This window comes from Shewanella sp. SG44-2 (assembly GCF_014164215.1).
Lineage (GTDB): Bacteria > Pseudomonadota > Gammaproteobacteria > Enterobacterales > Shewanellaceae > Shewanella > Shewanella frigidimarina.
The window spans coordinates 54507-74093 of record NZ_JACJEU010000015.1 but is presented as its reverse complement, the minus strand read 5'-3'; the positions used below and the strand labels follow the sequence as shown (position 1 = coordinate 74093).

Annotated in this window: 19 protein-coding genes; 17 read left to right on the top strand and 2 right to left on the bottom strand. The window is 41.8% G+C overall.

Annotated elements, in window-relative coordinates:
- Positions 1–130 precede the first annotated feature (130 nt).
- The 15 genes from H5181_RS12760 to H5181_RS12690 all read left to right on the top strand — a co-directional run bounded on the left by H5181_RS12760 (position 131) and on the right by H5181_RS12690 (position 15040).
- Positions 131–1810: a 4Fe-4S binding protein gene (locus H5181_RS12760; RefSeq protein ID WP_011635546.1), complete on the top strand. Its 1680-nt coding sequence runs from the start codon at positions 131–133 to the stop codon at positions 1808–1810.
- Positions 1811–1820: 10 nt separating this feature from the next.
- Complete coding sequence (locus H5181_RS12755; protein WP_011635547.1) at positions 1821–2486, top strand: molecular chaperone; 666 nt, start codon at positions 1821–1823, stop codon at positions 2484–2486.
- A 50-nt stretch (positions 2487–2536) separates the two neighbouring features.
- On the top strand, positions 2537–2734 hold the full coding sequence (locus H5181_RS12750) for a twin-arginine translocation pathway signal (protein ID WP_011635548.1): 198 nt from the start codon (positions 2537–2539) through the stop codon (positions 2732–2734).
- A gap of 16 nt (positions 2735–2750) precedes the next feature.
- Positions 2751–5600, top strand: a complete 2850-nt coding sequence (locus tag H5181_RS12745; RefSeq protein WP_011635549.1) for a formate dehydrogenase subunit alpha — start codon at positions 2751–2753, stop codon at positions 5598–5600.
- A gap of 25 nt (positions 5601–5625) precedes the next feature.
- A complete protein-coding gene (fdh3B, locus tag H5181_RS12740) occupies positions 5626–6222 on the top strand; it encodes a formate dehydrogenase FDH3 subunit beta (RefSeq protein WP_011635550.1) in 597 nt (198 codons plus the stop codon).
- A gap of 48 nt (positions 6223–6270) precedes the next feature.
- Positions 6271–7287 (top strand): formate dehydrogenase subunit gamma, encoded by a 1017-nt coding sequence (locus H5181_RS12735; protein ID WP_182751204.1) that lies wholly within the window; start codon positions 6271–6273, stop codon positions 7285–7287.
- Between the two features lie 259 nt (positions 7288–7546).
- On the top strand, positions 7547–7936 hold the full coding sequence (locus H5181_RS12730) for a septal ring lytic transglycosylase RlpA family protein (protein ID WP_182751203.1): 390 nt from the start codon (positions 7547–7549) through the stop codon (positions 7934–7936).
- A gap of 166 nt (positions 7937–8102) precedes the next feature.
- Entirely contained in the window at positions 8103–8876 is a 774-nt protein-coding gene (locus H5181_RS12725; RefSeq protein WP_182751202.1) for a polymorphic toxin-type HINT domain-containing protein, read from the top strand.
- A 248-nt stretch (positions 8877–9124) separates the two neighbouring features.
- Complete coding sequence (locus tag H5181_RS12720) at positions 9125–9922, top strand: EcsC family protein (protein WP_011635554.1); 798 nt, start codon at positions 9125–9127, stop codon at positions 9920–9922.
- Between the two features lie 108 nt (positions 9923–10030).
- Positions 10031–10954, top strand: coding sequence for a formate/nitrite transporter family protein (locus H5181_RS12715; RefSeq protein WP_123884337.1), 924 nt, complete (start codon positions 10031–10033; stop codon positions 10952–10954).
- A 94-nt stretch (positions 10955–11048) separates the two neighbouring features.
- Positions 11049–12041 (top strand): alpha/beta fold hydrolase, encoded by a 993-nt coding sequence (locus tag H5181_RS12710; protein ID WP_182751201.1) that lies wholly within the window; start codon positions 11049–11051, stop codon positions 12039–12041.
- A 126-nt stretch (positions 12042–12167) separates the two neighbouring features.
- Positions 12168–12884, top strand: coding sequence for a ZIP family metal transporter (locus H5181_RS12705; protein ID WP_182751200.1), 717 nt, complete (start codon positions 12168–12170; stop codon positions 12882–12884).
- A 70-nt stretch (positions 12885–12954) separates the two neighbouring features.
- Positions 12955–13341 (top strand): DUF2306 domain-containing protein, encoded by a 387-nt coding sequence (locus tag H5181_RS12700; RefSeq protein WP_182751199.1) that lies wholly within the window; start codon positions 12955–12957, stop codon positions 13339–13341.
- 115 nt (positions 13342–13456) lie between these two features.
- Entirely contained in the window at positions 13457–13900 is a 444-nt protein-coding gene (locus tag H5181_RS12695) for a GNAT family N-acetyltransferase (protein ID WP_011635559.1), read from the top strand.
- A gap of 270 nt (positions 13901–14170) precedes the next feature.
- The gene (locus H5181_RS12690) at positions 14171–15040 is read left to right on the top strand and encodes a DMT family transporter (RefSeq protein WP_011635560.1); all 870 of its coding nucleotides are present in this window, start codon (positions 14171–14173) and stop codon (positions 15038–15040) included.
- Positions 15041–15136: 96 nt separating this feature from the next.
- Here H5181_RS12690 and H5181_RS12685 read toward each other — a convergent pair whose 3' ends face one another.
- Entirely contained in the window at positions 15137–16177 is a 1041-nt protein-coding gene (locus H5181_RS12685; protein WP_011635561.1) for a hypothetical protein, read from the bottom strand.
- Positions 16178–16395: 218 nt separating this feature from the next.
- Between H5181_RS12685 and H5181_RS12680 the strand changes: the two genes are divergently transcribed.
- Entirely contained in the window at positions 16396–17055 is a 660-nt protein-coding gene (locus tag H5181_RS12680; protein WP_011635562.1) for a hypothetical protein, read from the top strand.
- 16 nt (positions 17056–17071) lie between these two features.
- On the opposite strand, the gene H5181_RS12675 is transcribed toward H5181_RS12680, so the two are convergent.
- The gene (locus H5181_RS12675; protein WP_182751198.1) at positions 17072–18925 is read right to left on the bottom strand and encodes a tetratricopeptide repeat protein; all 1854 of its coding nucleotides are present in this window, start codon (positions 18923–18925) and stop codon (positions 17072–17074) included.
- 227 nt (positions 18926–19152) lie between these two features.
- Here H5181_RS12675 and H5181_RS12670 point away from each other — a divergent pair, with 227 nt between their 5' ends.
- Positions 19153–19485 carry a multidrug efflux SMR transporter gene (locus H5181_RS12670; protein WP_182751197.1) on the top strand — a complete coding sequence of 111 codons (333 nt, stop codon included), beginning with the start codon at positions 19153–19155 and terminating at the stop codon, positions 19483–19485.
- Positions 19486–19587: the final 102 nt, after the last annotated feature.

Below are 19587 nucleotides of genomic sequence, written 5' to 3'. Positions count from 1 at the left end.
TGACACAAATAAAAGTCGTTAGTTACAGATTTAGAACAAGTGAATGTCAATTAATGACGTGCAATAAGCGTGAACAGTGAAATGAGCTATCACTGTTAATGAGGTATAAAAACCGATAATTGGGAACGCAATGAGTATAAGAAAAAACCAGCCACAGCTGAAACAAGCACGACAACAGGTGATGGCGAATACGCAGATTTTGCAAAATTTAATTCCGCCCACTGTTAGCTATACCACCCAGGGGCATGTGCTTATTATTGGGCCTGAAGATCTCGCGCGTTTAGCTGCGGACAAATTGTCCACAATGGCAAGCCGAGTCATTTTAGCCAATGAGGCTATCACTAACCAAGATGAAACTCACCTTGAAGCGGTGATGAATGCAGCCACTGATGTCGAAAGTTATTACAATAAATTGGCCAGCGTAAAAGGTTTTTTAGGCCAGTTTCAGGTCAAAGTTGAAGGTGAAAGCGGTATTAGCGAACTAAGCGTAGTCGCCATTCGTCAAGCGCACTTTGATATTGTGCTCGATTTAAGCCACAGCCCATGCATTAACCTTGAAATGCTTCCTCCTGGTTACTTTTATGTCGGCCAAGACAGCGATTTACTTGCCGATGCAATTGCCAGTATTCCAGAGTTAATTGGTGAGTTTGATAAACCGCGTTATGTCCGAGTTAACAGCGATATTTGTGCCCATGATAAGCACGGCTTAAACGGTTGTAATCGTTGTTTAAACTTTTGCCCTGCTGATGCTATTAGTAGCGTTGCACATAAAATTGAAATAGACCCTTATCTTTGTCATGGCGCAGGCAGCTGTACTAATGCATGCCCAACTGGGGCGCTAAGCTATGATTTACCAACCCCAGCCTCACTGCATACTTACCTCGAAAAGTTAATTAGTCGTTATCGCCAAGAAGCGCAAACTGCCCCAGTAATATTATTTCATGACAATGAAGCTGGTGCAGAATGGATTAACGAGCAGTTAAGCGGTGACGTGTTACCTGTTGCAATGGAAGAAATCACTGTAGCAAGTATTGATCATTGGTTGGCTGCATTAGCCAATGGTGCACGCGAAATTTTAATTTTACACACACCGGCCACAGCACCAACATTACTGCAAATGCTTAAAGGTGAGTCTACATTAGCAAATCGCATACTCGACCAAATGGGGCAGCCACAACGGATTCGTTTAATTACCCCGTCAGAGTTAACCCAGTTAGATGACGCGCTAGCCGTTAGCTTAGCTTGGCCAGTGATAATGCCGATAACCTTGAGCGCTATCGAACCTAATACCAATGTAAAACGCAGTATTATGTTCCAAGCGATTGACCACCTTAACAGTCAAGCTGCAGGTGTCGATGACGTGTTAACCATGGCGAATATTCCTTACGGTATGGTTAGCATCAACAGTGAAAAGTGCACATTATGCTTGTCGTGTGTGGCAACGTGTCCAACCCAAGCGTTAAAGGATGGCGGCGACGCTCCTGCTCTTAAGTTTGTTGAGCAAGATTGCGTCCAATGCGGTTTATGTGAAGCGGCCTGTCCCGAAAACGTCATTAGTTTACTACCTCAAATCAACTTCAATCAGTCTGCAAGACAACAAGTTCAAGTATTAAAACATGAGCCTCCGTTTGAATGTATTCGATGTGGTAGTGAATTTGCCACCCAATCTATGGTGAAAAAAATAATTGAGATGGTAGGTGAGCATAGTGCGTTTAGCGCCAATATTGAACGTTTGAAAATGTGTGGCGATTGCCGTGTAAAAGACATGTTTGAAGACATCCTTGACGATCCAGAAAAGCAATTGCAATAAGAGATCTCCTATGACAGAAACAGGAAGACAAGTAAGTGAGAATGATCAGTTAAGAGCCGATATATATCAGTTGCTGGCTGCGTTATTTCGTCGCCAACCCAATACTGAGTTATTACAGTTTTTAGCTGGTTTAGAGGTAGAGGCCGAGGATGGCAATACCATGAGTCAAGCATGGAATGCATTAAAACTTGCGGCAGAAAATAGTGATACCAACACCCTAGAAGATGAATACTTTGCCATTTTCTTAGGCGTAGGCAGTGGTGAGATTATGCCTTATGGCAGCTGGTTTATGACTGGCTCTTTAATGGATAAACCCTTAGCGGCATTGCGGAGTGACTTGATGTTACTAGGCTTTGAACGTGAAGAGAATGTTAAAGAACCAGAAGACCATGTTGCTGCATTATGCGAAGTCATGGGCTGTTTAATTTTAGAAGCGCCAGGTTACCGTCAGTTAGCGTTTTATCAACGTCATATTGGCAGTTGGATTATACGTTTTTGCGATAATTTGGCTAAAACACCTAGTGCTAATTTTTACCTAAACGTCGCGCAATTAGCTAAAGCGTTTTTTACCGCTGAAGCCAATGAATTTGAACAACTGAGTTTGGATATTCCGGTGAATTGTCCAGGTAGTGCTGACTTAGATCCGCTTGAAGAAGAGGTTGTACAAATTAACTAAACTGGATGACGGCTTATTTAGCCCCATCTTTATTTTAACAAGGAGACCATATGAAAAAGCAAGCTTCCGACATGGGTCGTCGTCAAATGCTCAAAGCATTAGCGCTCGGCAGTGCGGCAGGTGCTGTGGCCAGTGTCAGTGCACCCGCACTTGCTCAAGTCACTAAACCGTCTACAGAAGAGCCTACGGGCAATAACTATCGCGAAACTGAGCATATTCGCAATTACTATGCTTCGTTAAGCAAATAACAAAGGAGAGTGTGTGATGCGATTAACCCGCAAAACAGACACGGCCACCAAAGCTGAAAAGTCAGGCCTAGGTCTTAACCGACGTCAATTCCTCAAGTCTGCCAGTTTGGCGACGGGTGGTATTGCAGCGGCTTCAATGCTTGGCGCAGGTATGATGCGTAAAGCTGAAGCTAAAGATGTACCGCACAACGCACCTACAGAAATAAAACGGACGATTTGTTCACATTGTTCAGTAGGTTGTGGTGTTTATGCTGAAGTTCAAAATGGTGTGTGGACAGGGCAAGAGCCTGCGTTCGATCATCCATTTAACCAAGGTGGACATTGTGCTAAAGGCGCAGCATTACGTGAGCATGGTCATGGTGAAAAACGCTTAAAATACCCAATGAAGCTAGAAGGTGGTAAATGGAAGCGTCTATCATGGGATCAAGCCATCAATGAAGTAGGCGACAAAATGGAGTCGATTCGTCAAGAGTCTGGTCCAGATTCAGTTTACTTTATGGGTAGTGCTAAATTTTCGAACGAACAAGCTTATATGTATCGCAAATTAGCAGCAATGTGGGGCACTAACAACGTCGATCACTCTGCTCGTATTTGTCACTCTACCACGGTAGCCGGTGTTGCAAACACTTGGGGCTACGGTGCGCAAACTAACTCGTTTAACGACATCCGCAATTCAAAATGCATGATGTTTATTGGGTCTAACCCATGTGAAGCTCACCCAGTGGCGATGCAACACATTTTGATTGGTAAAGAACGCGGTGCCAAAATCATCGTAGTCGATCCACGTTTTACCCGTACAGCGGCTAAGTCTGATGAATATGTCCATATTCGTCCAGGTACTGACATTCCATTTATTTATGGTCTGTTATGGCACATTTTCGAAAACGGCTGGCAAGATGATTCATTCATTTCTCAACGAGTATACGGCATGGAACGTATCCGAGAAGAAGTGAAAAAATACACTCCAGAAGAAGTCGAGCATATTGCCGGTGTGCCAAAAGCACAAATGTACCGTGTTGCGAAAATGATGGCAGAAACTAAGCCTGGCACTATCGTTTGGTGTATGGGTGGTACTCAGCATCACATTGGTAATGCTAACACTCGTGCTTACTGTATTTTACAGCTTGCCCTTGGCAACATGGGTATAGAAGGCGGCGGAACTAACATTTTCCGTGGTCACGATAACGTACAGGGTGCGACTGACTTTGGTTTGTTATTTGATAACTTACCTGGTTATTACGGCTTAACCTCAGGCGCATGGGACCATTGGGCCAATGTGTGGGACCTTGAACCAAAGTGGATCACCGAACGTTTTGATCAAGGTGAATACTTAGGTCAATCACCACAAACATCTGCAGGTATTCCTTGTTCGCGTTGGCACGATGGTGTGTTAGAAGACAAAACCAAAATTGCCCAAAAAGACAATATTCGTCTGGGATTCTTTTGGGGTCAGTCTGTTAACACCGAAACCCGTGGTCGCGAAGTACGTGAAGCACTGAATAAAATGGATACCATTGTGGTCGTTGATCCATTCCCAACCATGGCGGGTGTTATGCACGAACGCCAAGATGGAGTGTATTTATTACCCGCGGCAACTCAGTTTGAAACTTATGGTTCAGTGTCTGCTTCAAACCGTTCACTGCAGTGGCGTACGCAAGTTATCGAACCATTATTTGAGTCATTACCTGATCACACTATCATGTATAAACTGGCCAAAAAATGGGGCGTTGCGGACCAATTCTGTAAGCACATCAAGGTTAATGGCGATGAGCCATTAGTGGAAGACATTACCCGTGAATTTAACACCGGTATGTGGACTATTGGTTATACAGGCCAAAGCCCTGAGCGTTTGAAAATGCACCAAGAAAACTGGGGCACATTCGACGTTAACTCACTTGAAGCACCCGGCGGCCCAGCTAAAGGCGAAACCTATGGTTTACCTTGGCCATGTTGGGGTACACCAGAGCAGAAACACCCTGGTTCTCAAATCTTGTACCGCACCGGACGTGAAGTTAAAGACGGTGGTGGTAACTTCCGTGCACGTTATGGTGTTGAACATAACGGCAATAACATTCTTGCTGAAGGTTCTTTCTCAAAAGGCTCTGAAATTCAAGATGGTTACCCAGAGTTTACAGCCGACATGCTAAAACAGCTTGGTTGGTGGGATGACCTAACAGCTGAAGAAAAAGTCAAAGCTGAAGGTAAAAACTGGAAAACTGATATCTCTGGCGGTATTCAGCGTGTGGCAATTAAGCATGGTTGTATGCCTTACGGTAACGCAAAAGCGCGTTGTATCGTGTGGAACTTCCCTGACGATATTCCATTACATCGTGAACCGTTATACACCCCTCGTCGTGACCTAGTGGCTAAATACCCTACTTATGAAGACCGTATGGTGGCTCGTCTACCAACGCTTTATAAAACCATTCAAGACAAGGATTTTGCTACCGACTACCCACTTGCAGTAACAACCGGACGTTTGGTTGAATACGAAGGTGGTGGTGAAGAAACCCGTTCAAACCCATGGCTTGCAGAACTACAGCAAGAAATGTTTATCGAGATCAACCCAGCAGATGCTGCAGATCGCGGTTTACGTGATGGCGATGACGTATTTGTTCACAGTCCAGAAGGTGCAAAAATTACCGTTAAGGCAATGGTTACACCACGTGTTATTGCAGGTGAATGTTTTATGCCATACCACTTTGCAGGCGTATTTGAAGGCAAGAGTTTAGCCAAAAACTACCCTGAAGGAACCGTTCCGTATGTGATTGGCGAATCTGCCAATACCGTAATGACCTATGGTTATGATGTCGTAACGCAAATGCAAGAGACCAAGTCTAGCTTGTGTCAAATAAGCAAAGCCTAAACACTTGATGAGGAGATAAGCCATTATGGCAGTCATGAAATTTCTGTGTGACACCAAACGCTGCATCGAGTGTAACGGTTGCGTCACAGCATGTAAAAACGAAAACGACTCTGCTTTAGAGTGGGGTATTCAGCGTCGCCGCGTGGTAACGCTTAATGATGGTGAACCAGGAGAAGCGTCAATCTCAGTAGCATGTATGCATTGTACCGATGCACCATGTATGGCTGTATGTCCGGCCGACTGTTTCTACCGTACCGAAGACGGCATTGTGCTACATAACAAAGATACCTGTATCGGTTGTGGCTATTGCTTCTATGCTTGCCCATTTGGTGCACCGCAGTTCCCTAAAAAGACTGCATTTGGTAGCCGTGGCAAAATGGATAAGTGTACTTTCTGTGCTGGTGGCCCAGAAGAAGATCATTCAGAAGCCGAGCGTCTAAAATACGGTTCAAACCGTATTGCAGAAGGCAAATTACCAATGTGTGCTGAACTTTGTTCAACCAAAGCATTGTTGGCTGGTGATGCAGGCATAGTGTCTGACATTTACCGTCAACGTATGGCTGCACGCGGTAATCCAAATGTGATTTGGGGCTACAATCCTAAAACAGGCGAAATGATTTAACCCAGAGCAATGGCTGCGATAATTTTCGCAGTCATATAAGGAGTGACAATGTTAACTTTAACGTTAAACAAATCACTGCGCAGGATGTTTGCTCTGTTGGTTCTGTGTATGGGATTGGGGTTGGTTACATCGCCGGTGTATGCCGCCGATGAACAATCAAGTCAGCAGCAAGCAAAGTCTAAAACCAGTGATGCAGATCTCTGGCGCGCAGTAAAAGCCGGCGAACCTGGATACAGTACAGACAAAGGCCTCGATGCTGATGTTCTAATAAATGTAGCTGGTAATGAAGGCAAGGTGTTGCGAAATACCTACTTAAAACCCGCACTAGGCTTAGCCGTTGTCGGTGTTTTTGCGGCCTTTTTAGTTTTTTACTTAGTTAATGGTCCATCAAAACTGAGTAAAGGCTTTTCGGGTAAAATGGTACTTCGTTGGAGTAAAAGTGATCTCTGGTTACATTGGATTATGGCAATTTCATGCCTAACCATGATGTTAACCGGTATAGTCATTATGCTCGGACGCCATTTCTTAGCCCCTTATGTCGGTGACGGTATTTGGGCTGGGATCATCGCCTTTAGCAAGTTTGCCCATGACTGGTCTAGCCCCATTTTTATGGTGTCTTGGCTGTTGTGTGTTATCAAATGGATGCCACTACAAACCTTCAAAATGTATGACTTGAAATGGTTTTTAGTGGTGGGTGGCTACATTAATTTTGGTCCGTTTAAAGGCAAACATCCAGACAGTGGATTTGCTAACGCGGGTGAAAAACTGTGGTTTTGGACCTTAGCTATTTTTGGTCTAAGCATCAGCATAACAGGCATAATGTTAGTGTTTCCAACACTGGATTTACCGCGCGAACTGTCAATGCTCGCCTTACTTGTACATGGCTTAAGTGCGACGATTCTAATCGCATTTACCATCGTACATATTTGGATGGCGACCGTACTCAGTGAAGGCGGTATGGAGTGTATGGTATCTGGCTATTGTGACGAAAACTGGGCTTCGCAGCACCACAATGTGTGGTACGACGAAATCAAAGCCGATGGCAGCTTAAAATACAAAGAGTAACCCTGCTTTCTGGTGTTAATGCACCAGGTTGATGGCAGAGATAAAACACCTTGTTGGGTAACTAACAAGGTGTTTTTTATTGCTGCAGAAACATTAATAAGTTTTAGGATGCAGGTAATGAGTCAAATTGATTGCAGCAGATGATGGCGGTTTAATTTGAATCACTGTTCAAACTCAGTTAGTGTGCAGGATATTATTAAATCACTAGAAAACGAGTCGCTCTATAGGCTTGTTATGTGACAAAACTAAAAGACAAACAATGGTAGCCATTTCTCGAAATATTCAACTTTTACTCTTTGCCTTTATATTGGCAGGTTGTTCAACGATCCAATCTGGTGCTGGTGGAGATAGGATCGGTTTCACTGAGTCAGGCCAAGCCTCGTACTATAGTGATAGACATCAAAACAACAAGACTGCAAGCGGTGATATCTATCAGCATAATCAAAAAACTGCTGCTCATAAAACGCTACCATTTGGCTCTAATGTAAAAGTGACCAATACCAACAATGGTAAAAGTGTTATCGTTAACATTAATGATCGTGGTCCGTTTGTTAAAGGACGCATCATTGATCTTTCAAAGTCTGCCTTTAGCAGTATTGGCAATATATCTACAGGGGTAATTAACGTTAATATCGAAGTCGTCCGCTAGCACTTTGTTATGGTGTTATATGGCTTGTTGACCTGGCACATGACAGAATTTTAGCGTGATAACCAAGTGGTCATACCGGCGAGTTTTATAGACTAACGTTTAGCATACAGTTTGGTTTTGCTTTCTTTAGTTGAGCTTTTATAAGAGGCCGGTTTCTAGCAAGCCATTGTTTAAAATTAATTTTGTGAGTCGTGAAATTAACCCAATTAAACAACTATTCGGAAGTGTTGCTAAAGATATGATCGAGATTGAATATTCTATAGGTGAATTAGAAACGTCGATGCTTGTTGTCGAGGAACACCGTTTTTACCTTATTACAAAGGAATGGATAAAGGCTGTAGAGCTGAATGTGGGTGACCAAATATTAGCTTGCAGTGATGCTATCGCTAAAATAGAAAGCATAAATAAAGTTGAAGGTTCAGCCCATTGCCGCGACTTAAAAATAAGCCACAATCATAATTATTTTGTCACCACAGCACGCCCAGCATTTCATGACACACTCTGTGAGAGAGCCCCTATAGAAAAGCTTGAGCGTATTGCATACGAGTTGGCAAATAGGCCCTCAAATTTCCCTGATGGTAAACCAACAGGTCACCATGGTGGTCCTTGGGTCGCGGCTAGATATCTACACTGCGATTTAAGCAAAGAAGTCATCGGCTGGGGTCGTGCCAACGACAACATGTGTGCTGAAGATGCCGCGGTAAGTGATTTGAGACAAAAAGTGGCCGATGCTATTGGTGTGATTGAATTGCATCGAGGTAATGTAGATATTTCACATGCCTATTTGAGGAAATATACTAAAAAAGGCCGTTTTGTGAATAAAATGAGTCCTTGTGTTTACTGTCGAGATAATTATGGCAGCGCGCTAAATGACTCCACTGAAGGCGTGAGTAATTTGCCTAAAGATGGTCGCGATTATCTACCCCCAGTAGATAAATAGCTCTCAACTACATTTCCCCATCATTCAGCAGCCCACAAAGTCACTTTTGCTGAGTTAACTTGAGATCCGTTTAAGCCATAAAGCCGTGTTCGCTGTTTTGAATCTAATGTCGTTGAGGGGGTATTGTTCAATAAGTGCTTTAAGTTGATTTGCATCCAATAGCCTTTTACTTCAAATTGGTTCTAAATATTTTTTAAAGTGCAGTACATAACTACAGGATTATTTTACTTAACAACTAAGGGGGTTATTTGAATATTTCAGAATCACATACAAAAGAGCTTTTAGTTGCCAAATCGCTATTAGAAAATCCTGGTCTGGCGGTAAAAATAACCAATTTAATCGGTACTCCTATTGAAAAAGGGTTAGCGTTACTACCTGATAACTGGAATAAAAATATCGCTAAAGTGACAGAGAAGTCGTTAATTAAAGCATCTGAAGCGGCAATATTTACCATGAAAGATATTCCCGGAGAAGAATCGTCCAATCTTTGGCATAAATTAGGCGTTGCTGCGAGTGGTGGTGTGGGTGGTTTCTTTGGATTAGCTGCGATAGCTGTTGAGCTTCCTATTTCAACATCAATCATGCTGCGATCTATCGCTGATATTGCTCGTAGTGAAGGTGAATTGATTACCACTCTGGAAACAAAAATGGCTTGTTTGGAGGTGTTCGCGCTGGGGGGCGAAAGTGATTTAGATGATGGTAGTGAATCCGGATATTTTGCAGTAAGAGCCGCCCTAGCAAAATCGGTATCAGAAGCTGCTGAGTTTATGGTTAAAAAAGGTATTACCGATGAAGCAGCGCCTATGTTAGTCAAACTTATTACTAAAATAGCTGAAAAGTTTGGGGTTCAAGTTACTCAAAAAGCAGCAGCCCAAGCGGTACCTGCTATCGGTGCCGCAGGTGGTGCCATAATCAATACATTGTTTATTGATCACTTTCAAGATATGGCGAGAGGTCATTTTATTGTGCGAAAATTAGAGCGTATATATGGGTATGAGACAATAAAAAGCGCATATCATTCATTACCTAGAAAGGGCAGTAAATAACCATTGTTCGGGATATTAGTGTTTGTTGAATTGGTGATATAAAGCATATATTCTTTATGCACTTAAATAGAACATCAAGCTAGATTTAAGCCAGAAAAGGATATCAATATGACACAGCCAGGATCTGATCAGGCCGAAAATACCAAGTCGACAATAAGCAGTGATATAAAGTCTGGCGGCAAGGTTAGCAAGCGTGAAGTGCGCGAGAGTGAGCCGACGCAACCAGAAATATCGCTGACAGGCTCTGAACGTGAAGCTGTGGTTGAACATGGCAGTCTTTCATCGCTTACGGTTTATTCTATTATTTTGCGTGAAGGTCAAGAAGAACTCGAGCGGCCCTTGATGTCGTTGTGGTGGTCCGGAATCGCGGCTGGTATCGGCATTTCCTCGTCTGTTTTAGCTGAAGGTATTATCCGTAGCAACATAGGTTCCGATCACCCTTATTTATCTATTATCGAAAGTCTTGGTTACACTTTCGGTTTTGTATTGGTCATTCTAGCAAGACTGCAACTTTTTACCGAGAACACCATAACCGTGGTGCTGCCGCTACTCGCCAACACCACACAACGCCGTCTTTTTTGCACCGCTCGTTTATGGGGGATTGTGTTAGTAGCAAATTTTGTTGGTACGTTTTTGACGGCGGCAATTGTCGTGCACGGCAACATACTGACAGAAGACATCCTCACCGCTATCCTCCAGATATCTCGCCATGTTGCAGAGTTGACGCCTTCAGAGACATTAATGCGTGGCATTCCAGCGGGCTTTTTTATTGCCGCATTGGTGTGGATGCTGCCTTCGGCGAAAGGATCTGAAGTGTTGGTCATAATTATGTTTACATGGCTTATTGCTGCTGGTGAGTTTACCCATGTTATTGCCGGATCTAATGAGATATTTAGCCTAGTGCTAAATGGGGAAATGAATTTTTTCACTGCGTTGTCACATCATATTGGCCCCATGCTAATGGGTAACATCATTGGCGGGACAGGACTGTTTGCGATGTTGGCTTATGGCCAAGTTCGACAAGAAATGTAGGTATCCTGTTGAAAAAATGGATGTTGTTTTAAATCAAAATGGCTGTCATGGTGCAGTTTGTTGTTGATGTATAATTTATTTGAACGAGAGTGATATGAAGAAATTTTGTTTGGTACTAGTAACTCTATTCGCGGTGGTATCACAGGCATTTGCTGCAAATCCGGTTAAGTATAATAAAGAGTTAGATGGGTTTGATTATCCCTTTGACGTTAAGACATTTAATGTTAACTCGCAAAATAAAGATTTAAAAATGCGTTATATGGATATTGGCGATAAAAACGCAGGCAAAGTCATCGTGTTGTTGCACGGTAAAAATTTCTCCGGCTATTATTGGGAAAGGGTTGCTAAGGATTTACTTAAGAACAATTACCGAGTCATCATTCCGGACCAAATTGGCTTTGGTAAGTCTTCAAAACCCGATTTTTACCAATACAGCTTTGGGCAGCTGGCGCTCAATACCAAGTTGTTATTGGATAGCTTACACATCAAAAAATTTGATCTGGTTGGTCATTCAATGGGCGGGATGTTAGCGACCACATTAGCGGCTAATTATTCTAATGCGGTTAATAAATTGATTCTAATTAATCCTATTGGTTTGGAGGATTACAGCAAATATGTTGAATTCAAAGACGTTAACTTTTTCTATAAAAATGAACTTGCTAAAACACTCGATAAAGCAAGGGATTATCAAAAAGCAAACTACTATGACGGCAAATGGTCCAGCGAATACGAGCAACTGTTAGTGCCTGTTAAAGGGATGCTTGCTGGGGATGACTGGCAAGTTATAGCTTGGAATAACGCGTTAACTTATGGTCCTATTTTCTCAGAGAACATAGTGGATAGATTTTCGCAGATCACCAATAAAACCGTACTTATTATTGGTACTCGAGATAAAACTGGCCCTGGTAAAGGTTGGTTAAAAGAAGGCGTGACCAGAACCTTAGGTGATTATAAAAATTTGGGTGTTGATACTCAGAAATTGATTAAAGGTTCAGTACTGATTGAGTTGGATGGATTGGGTCATATGCCCCAGTTTGAAAACTATGATGTTTTTATAAAAGCATTTCACCAGGCTATTGAGCAGTAATAAACCTAGCCAAAGTTAATACGATGTTCATTAGGTTCGACATCACCAGAAATAGTTTCATTATTTCATGCTGATGTCCTGTTATGGCTGGTTACAACAGCGTTATACCCTTTAAAGGATTAAATCATGTCTTTGCTGCTAACCGTTATAGCATCAACATTGCTTGCTGGTTTGGCTATGCCTTTAGGCGCCATGATAGCCCGTTTTGAAAAAGTGGGTAATGAGTGGATTGAACAGGAATTCAGACACAGTGTCATGGCATTTGGGGGTGGGGCATTATTGTCTGCTGTTGCTTTGGTGTTGGTGCCAGAAGGGATCGCACATCTTAATCCATTAACTGCATGTATTTGGTTTATGGTCGGTGGGCTTAGCTTCATGGCCCTTGATATTTACCTTAATAAAATAGATACCCCTGCCACTCAACTTGCTGCAATGCTGTCAGATTTTATTCCTGAGTCAATCGCGCTAGGTGCGGCTTTCGCGACCGGAAGTAACAATGCATTTTTACTGGCGGCGTTAATCGCGTTACAAAATGTGCCGGAAGGTTTTAATGCCTACCGAGAATTAAATGCCTCTTCTGCGTATAAGCCCCAAAAAATTATTATCATGTTTTGTCTGATGGCAGTGTTAGGCCCTATCGCTGCAATGTGTGGTTATTTGTGGTTATCAGAGTCCCCAGAAATTATTGCTGCAGTGATGCTTTTCGCATCGGGCGGTATTCTTTACTCCATATTTCAAGATTTGGCTCCTCAGGTAAAATTAGAAAAACGTTGGGCACCGCCAATGGGGGCTGTGTTTGGATTTTGCCTTGGTATGTTGGGATTAATGTTAACTTCGCCATGATCACAGTGCCACTTCGAAGTGCTAAATAATTCTGCAAGTATCAATGTCGTTATCAGGGAATAAAAAATAAATGGATTACAGTCACTTATCTTATCTGCATTTAGTCACAGTCGTTCCAGCATTTTTCATTGGCAGTTATTTACTTGTTGCTCGAAAAGGTACAGCTAAACACAAAGCACTAGGCAAAATTTATATGGTGCTGATGTTGTTTACTGCCATTGTGTCATTGTTTATGCCTGCTCAACTTGGGGCAAGTTTTTTGAATCACTTTGGCTATATTCATTTGTTAAGTCTTCTAACGCTGTACGCGGTTCCTGCTGGCTATTTTTATATTAAAAAAGGCAATGTGCGAGGACACAAACGAAGCATGATTATTTTGTATTGTGGTGGCCTCATTGTCGCGGGTACCTTTGCTTTTATGCCGGGTAGATTATTGCATGATTGGATTTTTAGCTAATTGGTTGATTGACTGTAAGACGCTTTTAAACTTTATTATCCATGGTAAGTTTAGTTCTTAAGTGGATGACGTGGTTTGACCTAAACGTTAAAAACAATGCACACATGGTGGACTTATGAAATACCAATTTGGTTCAGGAACGGTATCAGATGTTTTGGATGTTTTAGCATTAACACCAGAGTTTGAAAATGTCATATGTGCAGACTCTATTGGCAACAGATTGGCTGGGAGAAACTATTTAATTCTCGTTGCTCGATATGAGGCCAAGCCTGTCGGCTTTAAAGTAGGTTATGAGCTACCTGATGGTCAGTTTTACAGTTGGTTAGGTGGTGTAATTCCTGAACATCGCCAAATGAAAGTGGCCTCTCAATTACGCCTACTTCAAGAGTCATGGGCTATTGAGAATGGTTTTAATTCTATTAAGGTTAAATCCATGAACCAGTTTCCGGCCATGTTGCAGATGCTTATCGCGAGCGGCTATCAAATCTGTGGTTATGAGAATAACGGATCAATTGCCGAGAGTAAGATCGAATTTATTAAATTTTTGCAGCCACAATGAAACAAATAAACAAGCAGCTGTGGGCTAAATTTATTAAGTCGGCGTAAGCCTGCCTTACATGCCATGTTACTAATGTTCGTACTAAATGTGTGTTATTAGGTCAATTAACCTATCAAAAACCATTATGAAAATGCCTAGGTAAAGTAGAGGCTGGCGCAATTTACTCAATGGTATGACTTCTGCGCATGATGGTAATAAGTGCTGCCGTGTTTGACTTGCCTCAGGTAGAATGCCGACTCTGAGGTTTTTCTTTTTTTGGATATATTCTAGATGCAAATCAATCGTGTACTTCTGACCGCTGTCGGCAGTGTTTTGCTGGCAATGGTGACCATTCAATCAGGTGCTTCTTTAGCAAAGCAACTTTTTCCCTTGGTTGGGCCGGAAGGCACTACAGCATTACGTTTAGGTTTTGCCGCGGCCGTACTTTGGATGGTGTTTCGTCCATGGAGAGCCTTACCCCAAGGCCGAGATTGGCAGAGTATTATTATTTATGGTTTGTGTTTAGGTGGGATGAATATTCTGTTTTATTTAGCCATTGAACGTATCCCATTAGGGATTGCGGTTGCGCTAGAGTTCACTGGTCCTTTAGCGGTGGCATTGTTTGGGTCTAAACGGAAAAGTGATTTGTTTTGGGTTGCTTGTGCGATAGCGGGTATTTTGCTTCTTATGCCAAGCTTGTCTAGTACACAAGGCCTCGATTTAGTCGGGGCATTAATGGCGTTGGGGGCGGGAGCATGTTGGGCTGGATACATTTTATTTGGCACCCGTACTGGTAAGCAGGCATCAGGCGGTATTACGGTTGCTCTCGGGATGACTGTTGCTGCAGTGGTGTTAGTGCCTGTAGGCGCCGTTAGCCAAGGTTTGGCGTTACTTAGCTGGGAAGTCTTGCCGCTTGGCTTATTGGTTGGGGTGTTATCGAGTGCATTACCATACTCGTTGGAAATGATAGCCCTTAGAAACATGCCAACACAGGCCTTTAGCGTGCTAATGAGTCTAGAACCTGCCATCGCCGCATTGGCTGGTTTTGTTATTTTAAGTGAGCAATTAACCATGCTGCAGTGGTCTGCCATTGGTTTAGTGATTATTGCCTCAATTGGCAGTAGTTTTACGCCTAAGAAAGCCATTGAAATGGGCGTGTAATACTTAACACTCGTTTCGTTTTAGCTTTTATTTATCCTTGTTATATTATTAAAAAGTCAGAGAGGTTACTCACTGACTTTTTGGTTAATGGCTATTTTATCGCTGCTTCAATGGTTTCATTTCAGCTCTTTGCATTTCTCGTGGAATTGGCTTACCAGGTTTATTTGGTTTAATTGGGCCTAAGTGCTTCTTACTCGACGGTACACAGAACAGCTCTCGTTGATCATTCATTAGTTCATCGGGTGCGAACTGATTATTGATCTCAAGATTACGGCTTTTGACTTTATTTTGCTTTACAAAGTCATAACACACCAAATGGCGCTCTTCATCACGAATTTTATAAAGCTTTTCATTATGAATTTTACTTGAAGGGTTACACAGCAATACCGGCTTGCCTAGCACTGCACGGGTTTTACCAAATTGATCTTCTATCATAATGGTTTCTTCACGAAGTTTATCTGCTTTTCGCACCCCATAACATTGGAAGTGTTCTCCAGGCATATGGACAGCAACCGGTGCCGCTTCAACGATATCCCCACAGGCAGCGGTAAATACAGAATAGGTTTTTTGGGCTAAATTACTTGTCGACCATGCCCAGCGAAAATTATTCACATTGACATTACTGGCTAGAGGGAAGTTCATCGTCCCCCAGGGTGAAGTGCCTCCTGCGACAGAGCCAGGCAACAGGTAAGGTGATTGGCCATTAGCTAACGAGTCCGCAATTAATGTATTAATTTGACTTGCATTAGGTCCGCCTGTTTGTGCCCAACCAGACGATGGCGTCGAAGATTGGTGTGCTTTAAAATGTCCTGAGCCGGTATAAATCGTGCTATCGCCTTTAAAAATAGCCGCCATACCCTGTGACACTTTACCATCTCCCCATGCAATAACACTGACTGAACAGGTTTCTAGTGATTGTGCTGAGTTGTCGATATCGAACTTGAGTGATTCAATTTTTTTCCAATTACTGCCATTCGCACCACGATATACCACAGTAGGTGAACTACCATTACCTGGTGAATGTACCACAATGAAATCATTGTCTGCGGTAACGTTAGCGGTTATTGGGGTTGCTGCGACCATACCAGATGCGCTCATTAGGCACATACTGATTAATGTTTTTTTGAGTATACTCATCCTGACTTTCCTTATTCTGGTTTAGTAAATGTTTGAATCATGCTTAATGACTTAAGCTGAGTTAAAACTAACAGTTAAGATAAAAAAGTCAGTAAAGTTAGAGGGTTAAAAAGGGGGCGTTTTGTGTTTTACCCAAATTTACCCTAGTATTTAGTGGACTATAAAAATGGAAATGCATAGCGTCTAAGATGATGCATTCATTCTAAAAAGGATATTTTATGAAATACATATTACCCCTAGTCACTTTGCTTAGTTGTGTTGGTAGCGCATCAGCGCACCAACTTTCATTTAATGAGCTCACACCAGTCAGCACGGCGATTAAAACCGAAATCACTTTTGAATTGAGCGAGATGGATATGATTAAACAGTATCATTACCGTGCTCAGTACTTTGATATTGAAAAGTGGATGACGAATAAACAACTGACATTACACAATGATCATGCAGCTGCAACAAATGGTGCACCGCAGTCGATGAATACTCGTCAGATGCAGCAACCGGAAGTTGAAATAGATGATTTAGGGGGCTTTCATGGTGTGATAGACCCATTCATGAAGCTACAAGACAATAATGTTAATTCACCCGATCTTAATAGCGTGACAAATCGAATCAATATCGCAGGACTTGTGGCTGTATCGATGTGTAATGCTTACGCTTCGATTAATATCAAAGATCAAAACAATAATCTAATGCCAAAGTTTATTGCACCCAATAGCTTTTTAGTGGGAATAGACCCTGCGACAGCACAACAAAGTGATTATTCGTTATCCGAAGGAATAAAATTTAGTTGTGTGTATAAAAATGTACTCAAGCCAGTAGTCAGAGACAGTGTACGCGACATGAAACTACAACAACCATTACTCAAAAAAGGCGGGTAAGCCCGAAAGTAACAGATTACGATGTGCCTAATGACTCGCTCTTGATCACTTGCATTATTTGGTCAAGGTGCGAGGTCAGTAATGTCCTATCATCATTTGACAGGTGGCATTCAGATAAAATGAAGTGACATGTTTTAACCACATTACGCCAGCGTGGATTAGCGGGTAATTTTTTTACCTGTAGGTATTTATCTAAAGAACGTGTTCTTAGACGGCCAGAATCGATAGATATCGTCCAAATTTGGCTTCTGTCGGCTAATTCTACTTTATTAGTTTTAGTGCTTTTCTCCCAAATACTGATGCAATCAATCATAGTATTCACTAATAACTCCGCAAAAGAAGCTGTTAATTCTGAAGGCGATAATGGCGTAGATTCCTGTTGCTGGGCGTCGTCTTGCTCTGCTGTATCGTCATTCGATAATAAAAATAATTGCTGCTTATGTGACTCTATTATGGTCATTAAATGCTGCTGGGCTTTACGTTTTCTATAAATATAAAAGCTCACAATAAAGCCGACTAACAAGCCAACACTGGTGATGCCAAGGATTAAATTAAGTAATTTATCAATTTTTTGGCTCTTCTGTTGGCTGACAATTTGCTCTTCTGCTAACGCTCGTTGCACGCGTTCATTCTCTATATCGCTTTGAATGACTTTAATGTTCTCACTGTATTTTTTCTCCAATAAGGTTTCGTGCAACTGTTGATATTTCTTTAGATAAACCAGGGACTCATAAGGGCGACCATTGTCATAATATAACTCGCTTGCGTAGTGATAAATGTTCATTTTTTGCAATGAATCTTGTTTTGTGTCGCTATAGTCCATTGCGCTTTCAATAAATTTTATTGCCTGAGTCGCATCTTTTTGATGTGTGGCTATTTGGGCTTTTAAATAGAAAATTACGTCATGAAACGAATGGTCATCGCGGGTTAAATATTCCGATAATGTGTTGGCGACATCTAGAGCGGGCGTAAATTCATTAGCATTGATATGGATGGTGGCTACATTAATGAGCGCAGAAAGCCTGTCGTCACCGACAAGGTTATCGTTGTAGGCTTCGATGACCTTATTACTGTAGAAGTTTTTCTTATTAAACTGGTTGTTTATATTATATATCTCAGCAAGGTTTCCGTAGAGATGCGACATATAACCGATAACATGAATATCTACATTATGACTGGTGTAGCGTAAGTAATGCTCCAGTGAGAGTTCAAAATAGCGCTGGGACTCTTTAAATTTTTCGAGTTTTTTATAAATTAGACCAAGGTTGTTGAGGGTTATCGCAGTATTAAAGTCATTACCTAGAGCCTCTTTAATCGCTAAACTCTTCTGGTAGTAACTCAATGCTTTGTCATATTGATTCAAATACTGTTCAGTTAGTGCTAAATCGTTATAGCTTTTAGCCAACCAAATATCTGACTCTTGGGTTTTAGCAATGCTAAAAGCTTGTTCAAATAAGGTTTTAGCTTCTTGATAGGACTTTCTATAAAGTTTTTCCGCGGCTTTCTTACGTAACCAAAGATATTGAACATCGACATTTTGAGTAAATGCAGCGCTGTTTTTAACCTCATCAAGCATTTGTTCCGTAGCTACCTTATCACCTAACTCTTGGTAAATATCATATAAGGTTAGTTGTAACTTGGCGGCAACGATGGGGTATTTATCAATGTCTAATATTTTGAATTGTTGGCTGCAAAAGCTCAAGCTGGCTTGGGGGGACACCTGTTTTATACGGGCTTTACATTGTTCTAATGCTGAACTGGTTTGTTGTTTAGTCTCTTTTTGAACGGTTAACTGAGCCGCCGTTGCAGGTATATGCATCGAGCATAACGATAACAATACACATAGCAAAACTGCTGTAAGTCCCTTCACTCAACCACCAAGTCCAATCATTAATATCGTTTAAGTCCTATTACACCGCTAAATAGGTGTAATGCCAGTTAACATATTAACAACATAAACCGATAGCTAATGTAAATACAAGGGATAGTAGCGATTGATCATGTGTCGCGTGAAGTAGCACATCTAAAATCGAAGGCTGTATTTTTATTGTTTAATCTTTATACTTCGCGGCTGTTTTGTCTCTATAGAATGTAAAAATGAAAAGTTGGATATTTTTAAGTGTAGCCATTTTAACTGAAGTGGTAGCCACTTCAGCGCTTAAAGCCAGTGATGGATTTTCAAAATTAGCGCCTTCAATAGTAGTTGTCGTGGGCTATGTGTTGTCTTTTTATTTTTTATCCCTAGCACTAAAAGGTATCCCTGTTGGTATTGCTTATGCTACCTGGGCTGGATTGGGCATTGTGTTAATTACAGCTATCGCTTGGGTGATGTATGGGCAAAAACTCGATTTAGGTGCACTGGTGGGTATGACGTTTATTTTAGTCGGTGTCGTTGTGATGAATTTATTCTCAAACGTTACGCCGCATTAATCGTTAACCGAGCTGCGTGGTTTCGTTTCTCTCTTTAATACGGCATTCATTTTTTGTATAGGGGCTAATGCGCCGCTCATTTTTGGGTAACAAAAAAGGGCT

Coding starts and splice junctions, on each gene's coding strand:
- H5181_RS12760 (WP_011635546.1), top strand. CDS start 131: ATGAGTATAAGAAAAAACCAGCCACAGCTGAAACAAGCACGACAACAG.
- H5181_RS12755 (WP_011635547.1), top strand. CDS start 1,821: ATGACAGAAACAGGAAGACAAGTAAGTGAGAATGATCAGTTAAGAGCC.
- H5181_RS12750 (WP_011635548.1), top strand. CDS start 2,537: ATGAAAAAGCAAGCTTCCGACATGGGTCGTCGTCAAATGCTCAAAGCA.
- H5181_RS12745 (WP_011635549.1), top strand. CDS start 2,751: ATGCGATTAACCCGCAAAACAGACACGGCCACCAAAGCTGAAAAGTCA.
- fdh3B (WP_011635550.1), top strand. CDS start 5,626: ATGGCAGTCATGAAATTTCTGTGTGACACCAAACGCTGCATCGAGTGT.
- H5181_RS12735 (WP_182751204.1), top strand. CDS start 6,271: ATGTTAACTTTAACGTTAAACAAATCACTGCGCAGGATGTTTGCTCTG.
- H5181_RS12730 (WP_182751203.1), top strand. CDS start 7,547: ATGGTAGCCATTTCTCGAAATATTCAACTTTTACTCTTTGCCTTTATA.
- H5181_RS12715 (WP_123884337.1), top strand. CDS start 10,031: ATGACACAGCCAGGATCTGATCAGGCCGAAAATACCAAGTCGACAATA.
- H5181_RS12710 (WP_182751201.1), top strand. CDS start 11,049: ATGAAGAAATTTTGTTTGGTACTAGTAACTCTATTCGCGGTGGTATCA.
- H5181_RS12705 (WP_182751200.1), top strand. CDS start 12,168: ATGTCTTTGCTGCTAACCGTTATAGCATCAACATTGCTTGCTGGTTTG.
- H5181_RS12700 (WP_182751199.1), top strand. CDS start 12,955: ATGGATTACAGTCACTTATCTTATCTGCATTTAGTCACAGTCGTTCCA.
- H5181_RS12695 (WP_011635559.1), top strand. CDS start 13,457: ATGAAATACCAATTTGGTTCAGGAACGGTATCAGATGTTTTGGATGTT.
- H5181_RS12690 (WP_011635560.1), top strand. CDS start 14,171: ATGCAAATCAATCGTGTACTTCTGACCGCTGTCGGCAGTGTTTTGCTG.
- H5181_RS12685 (WP_011635561.1), bottom strand. CDS start 16,177: ATGAGTATACTCAAAAAAACATTAATCAGTATGTGCCTAATGAGCGCA.
- H5181_RS12680 (WP_011635562.1), top strand. CDS start 16,396: ATGAAATACATATTACCCCTAGTCACTTTGCTTAGTTGTGTTGGTAGC.
- H5181_RS12670 (WP_182751197.1), top strand. CDS start 19,153: ATGAAAAGTTGGATATTTTTAAGTGTAGCCATTTTAACTGAAGTGGTA.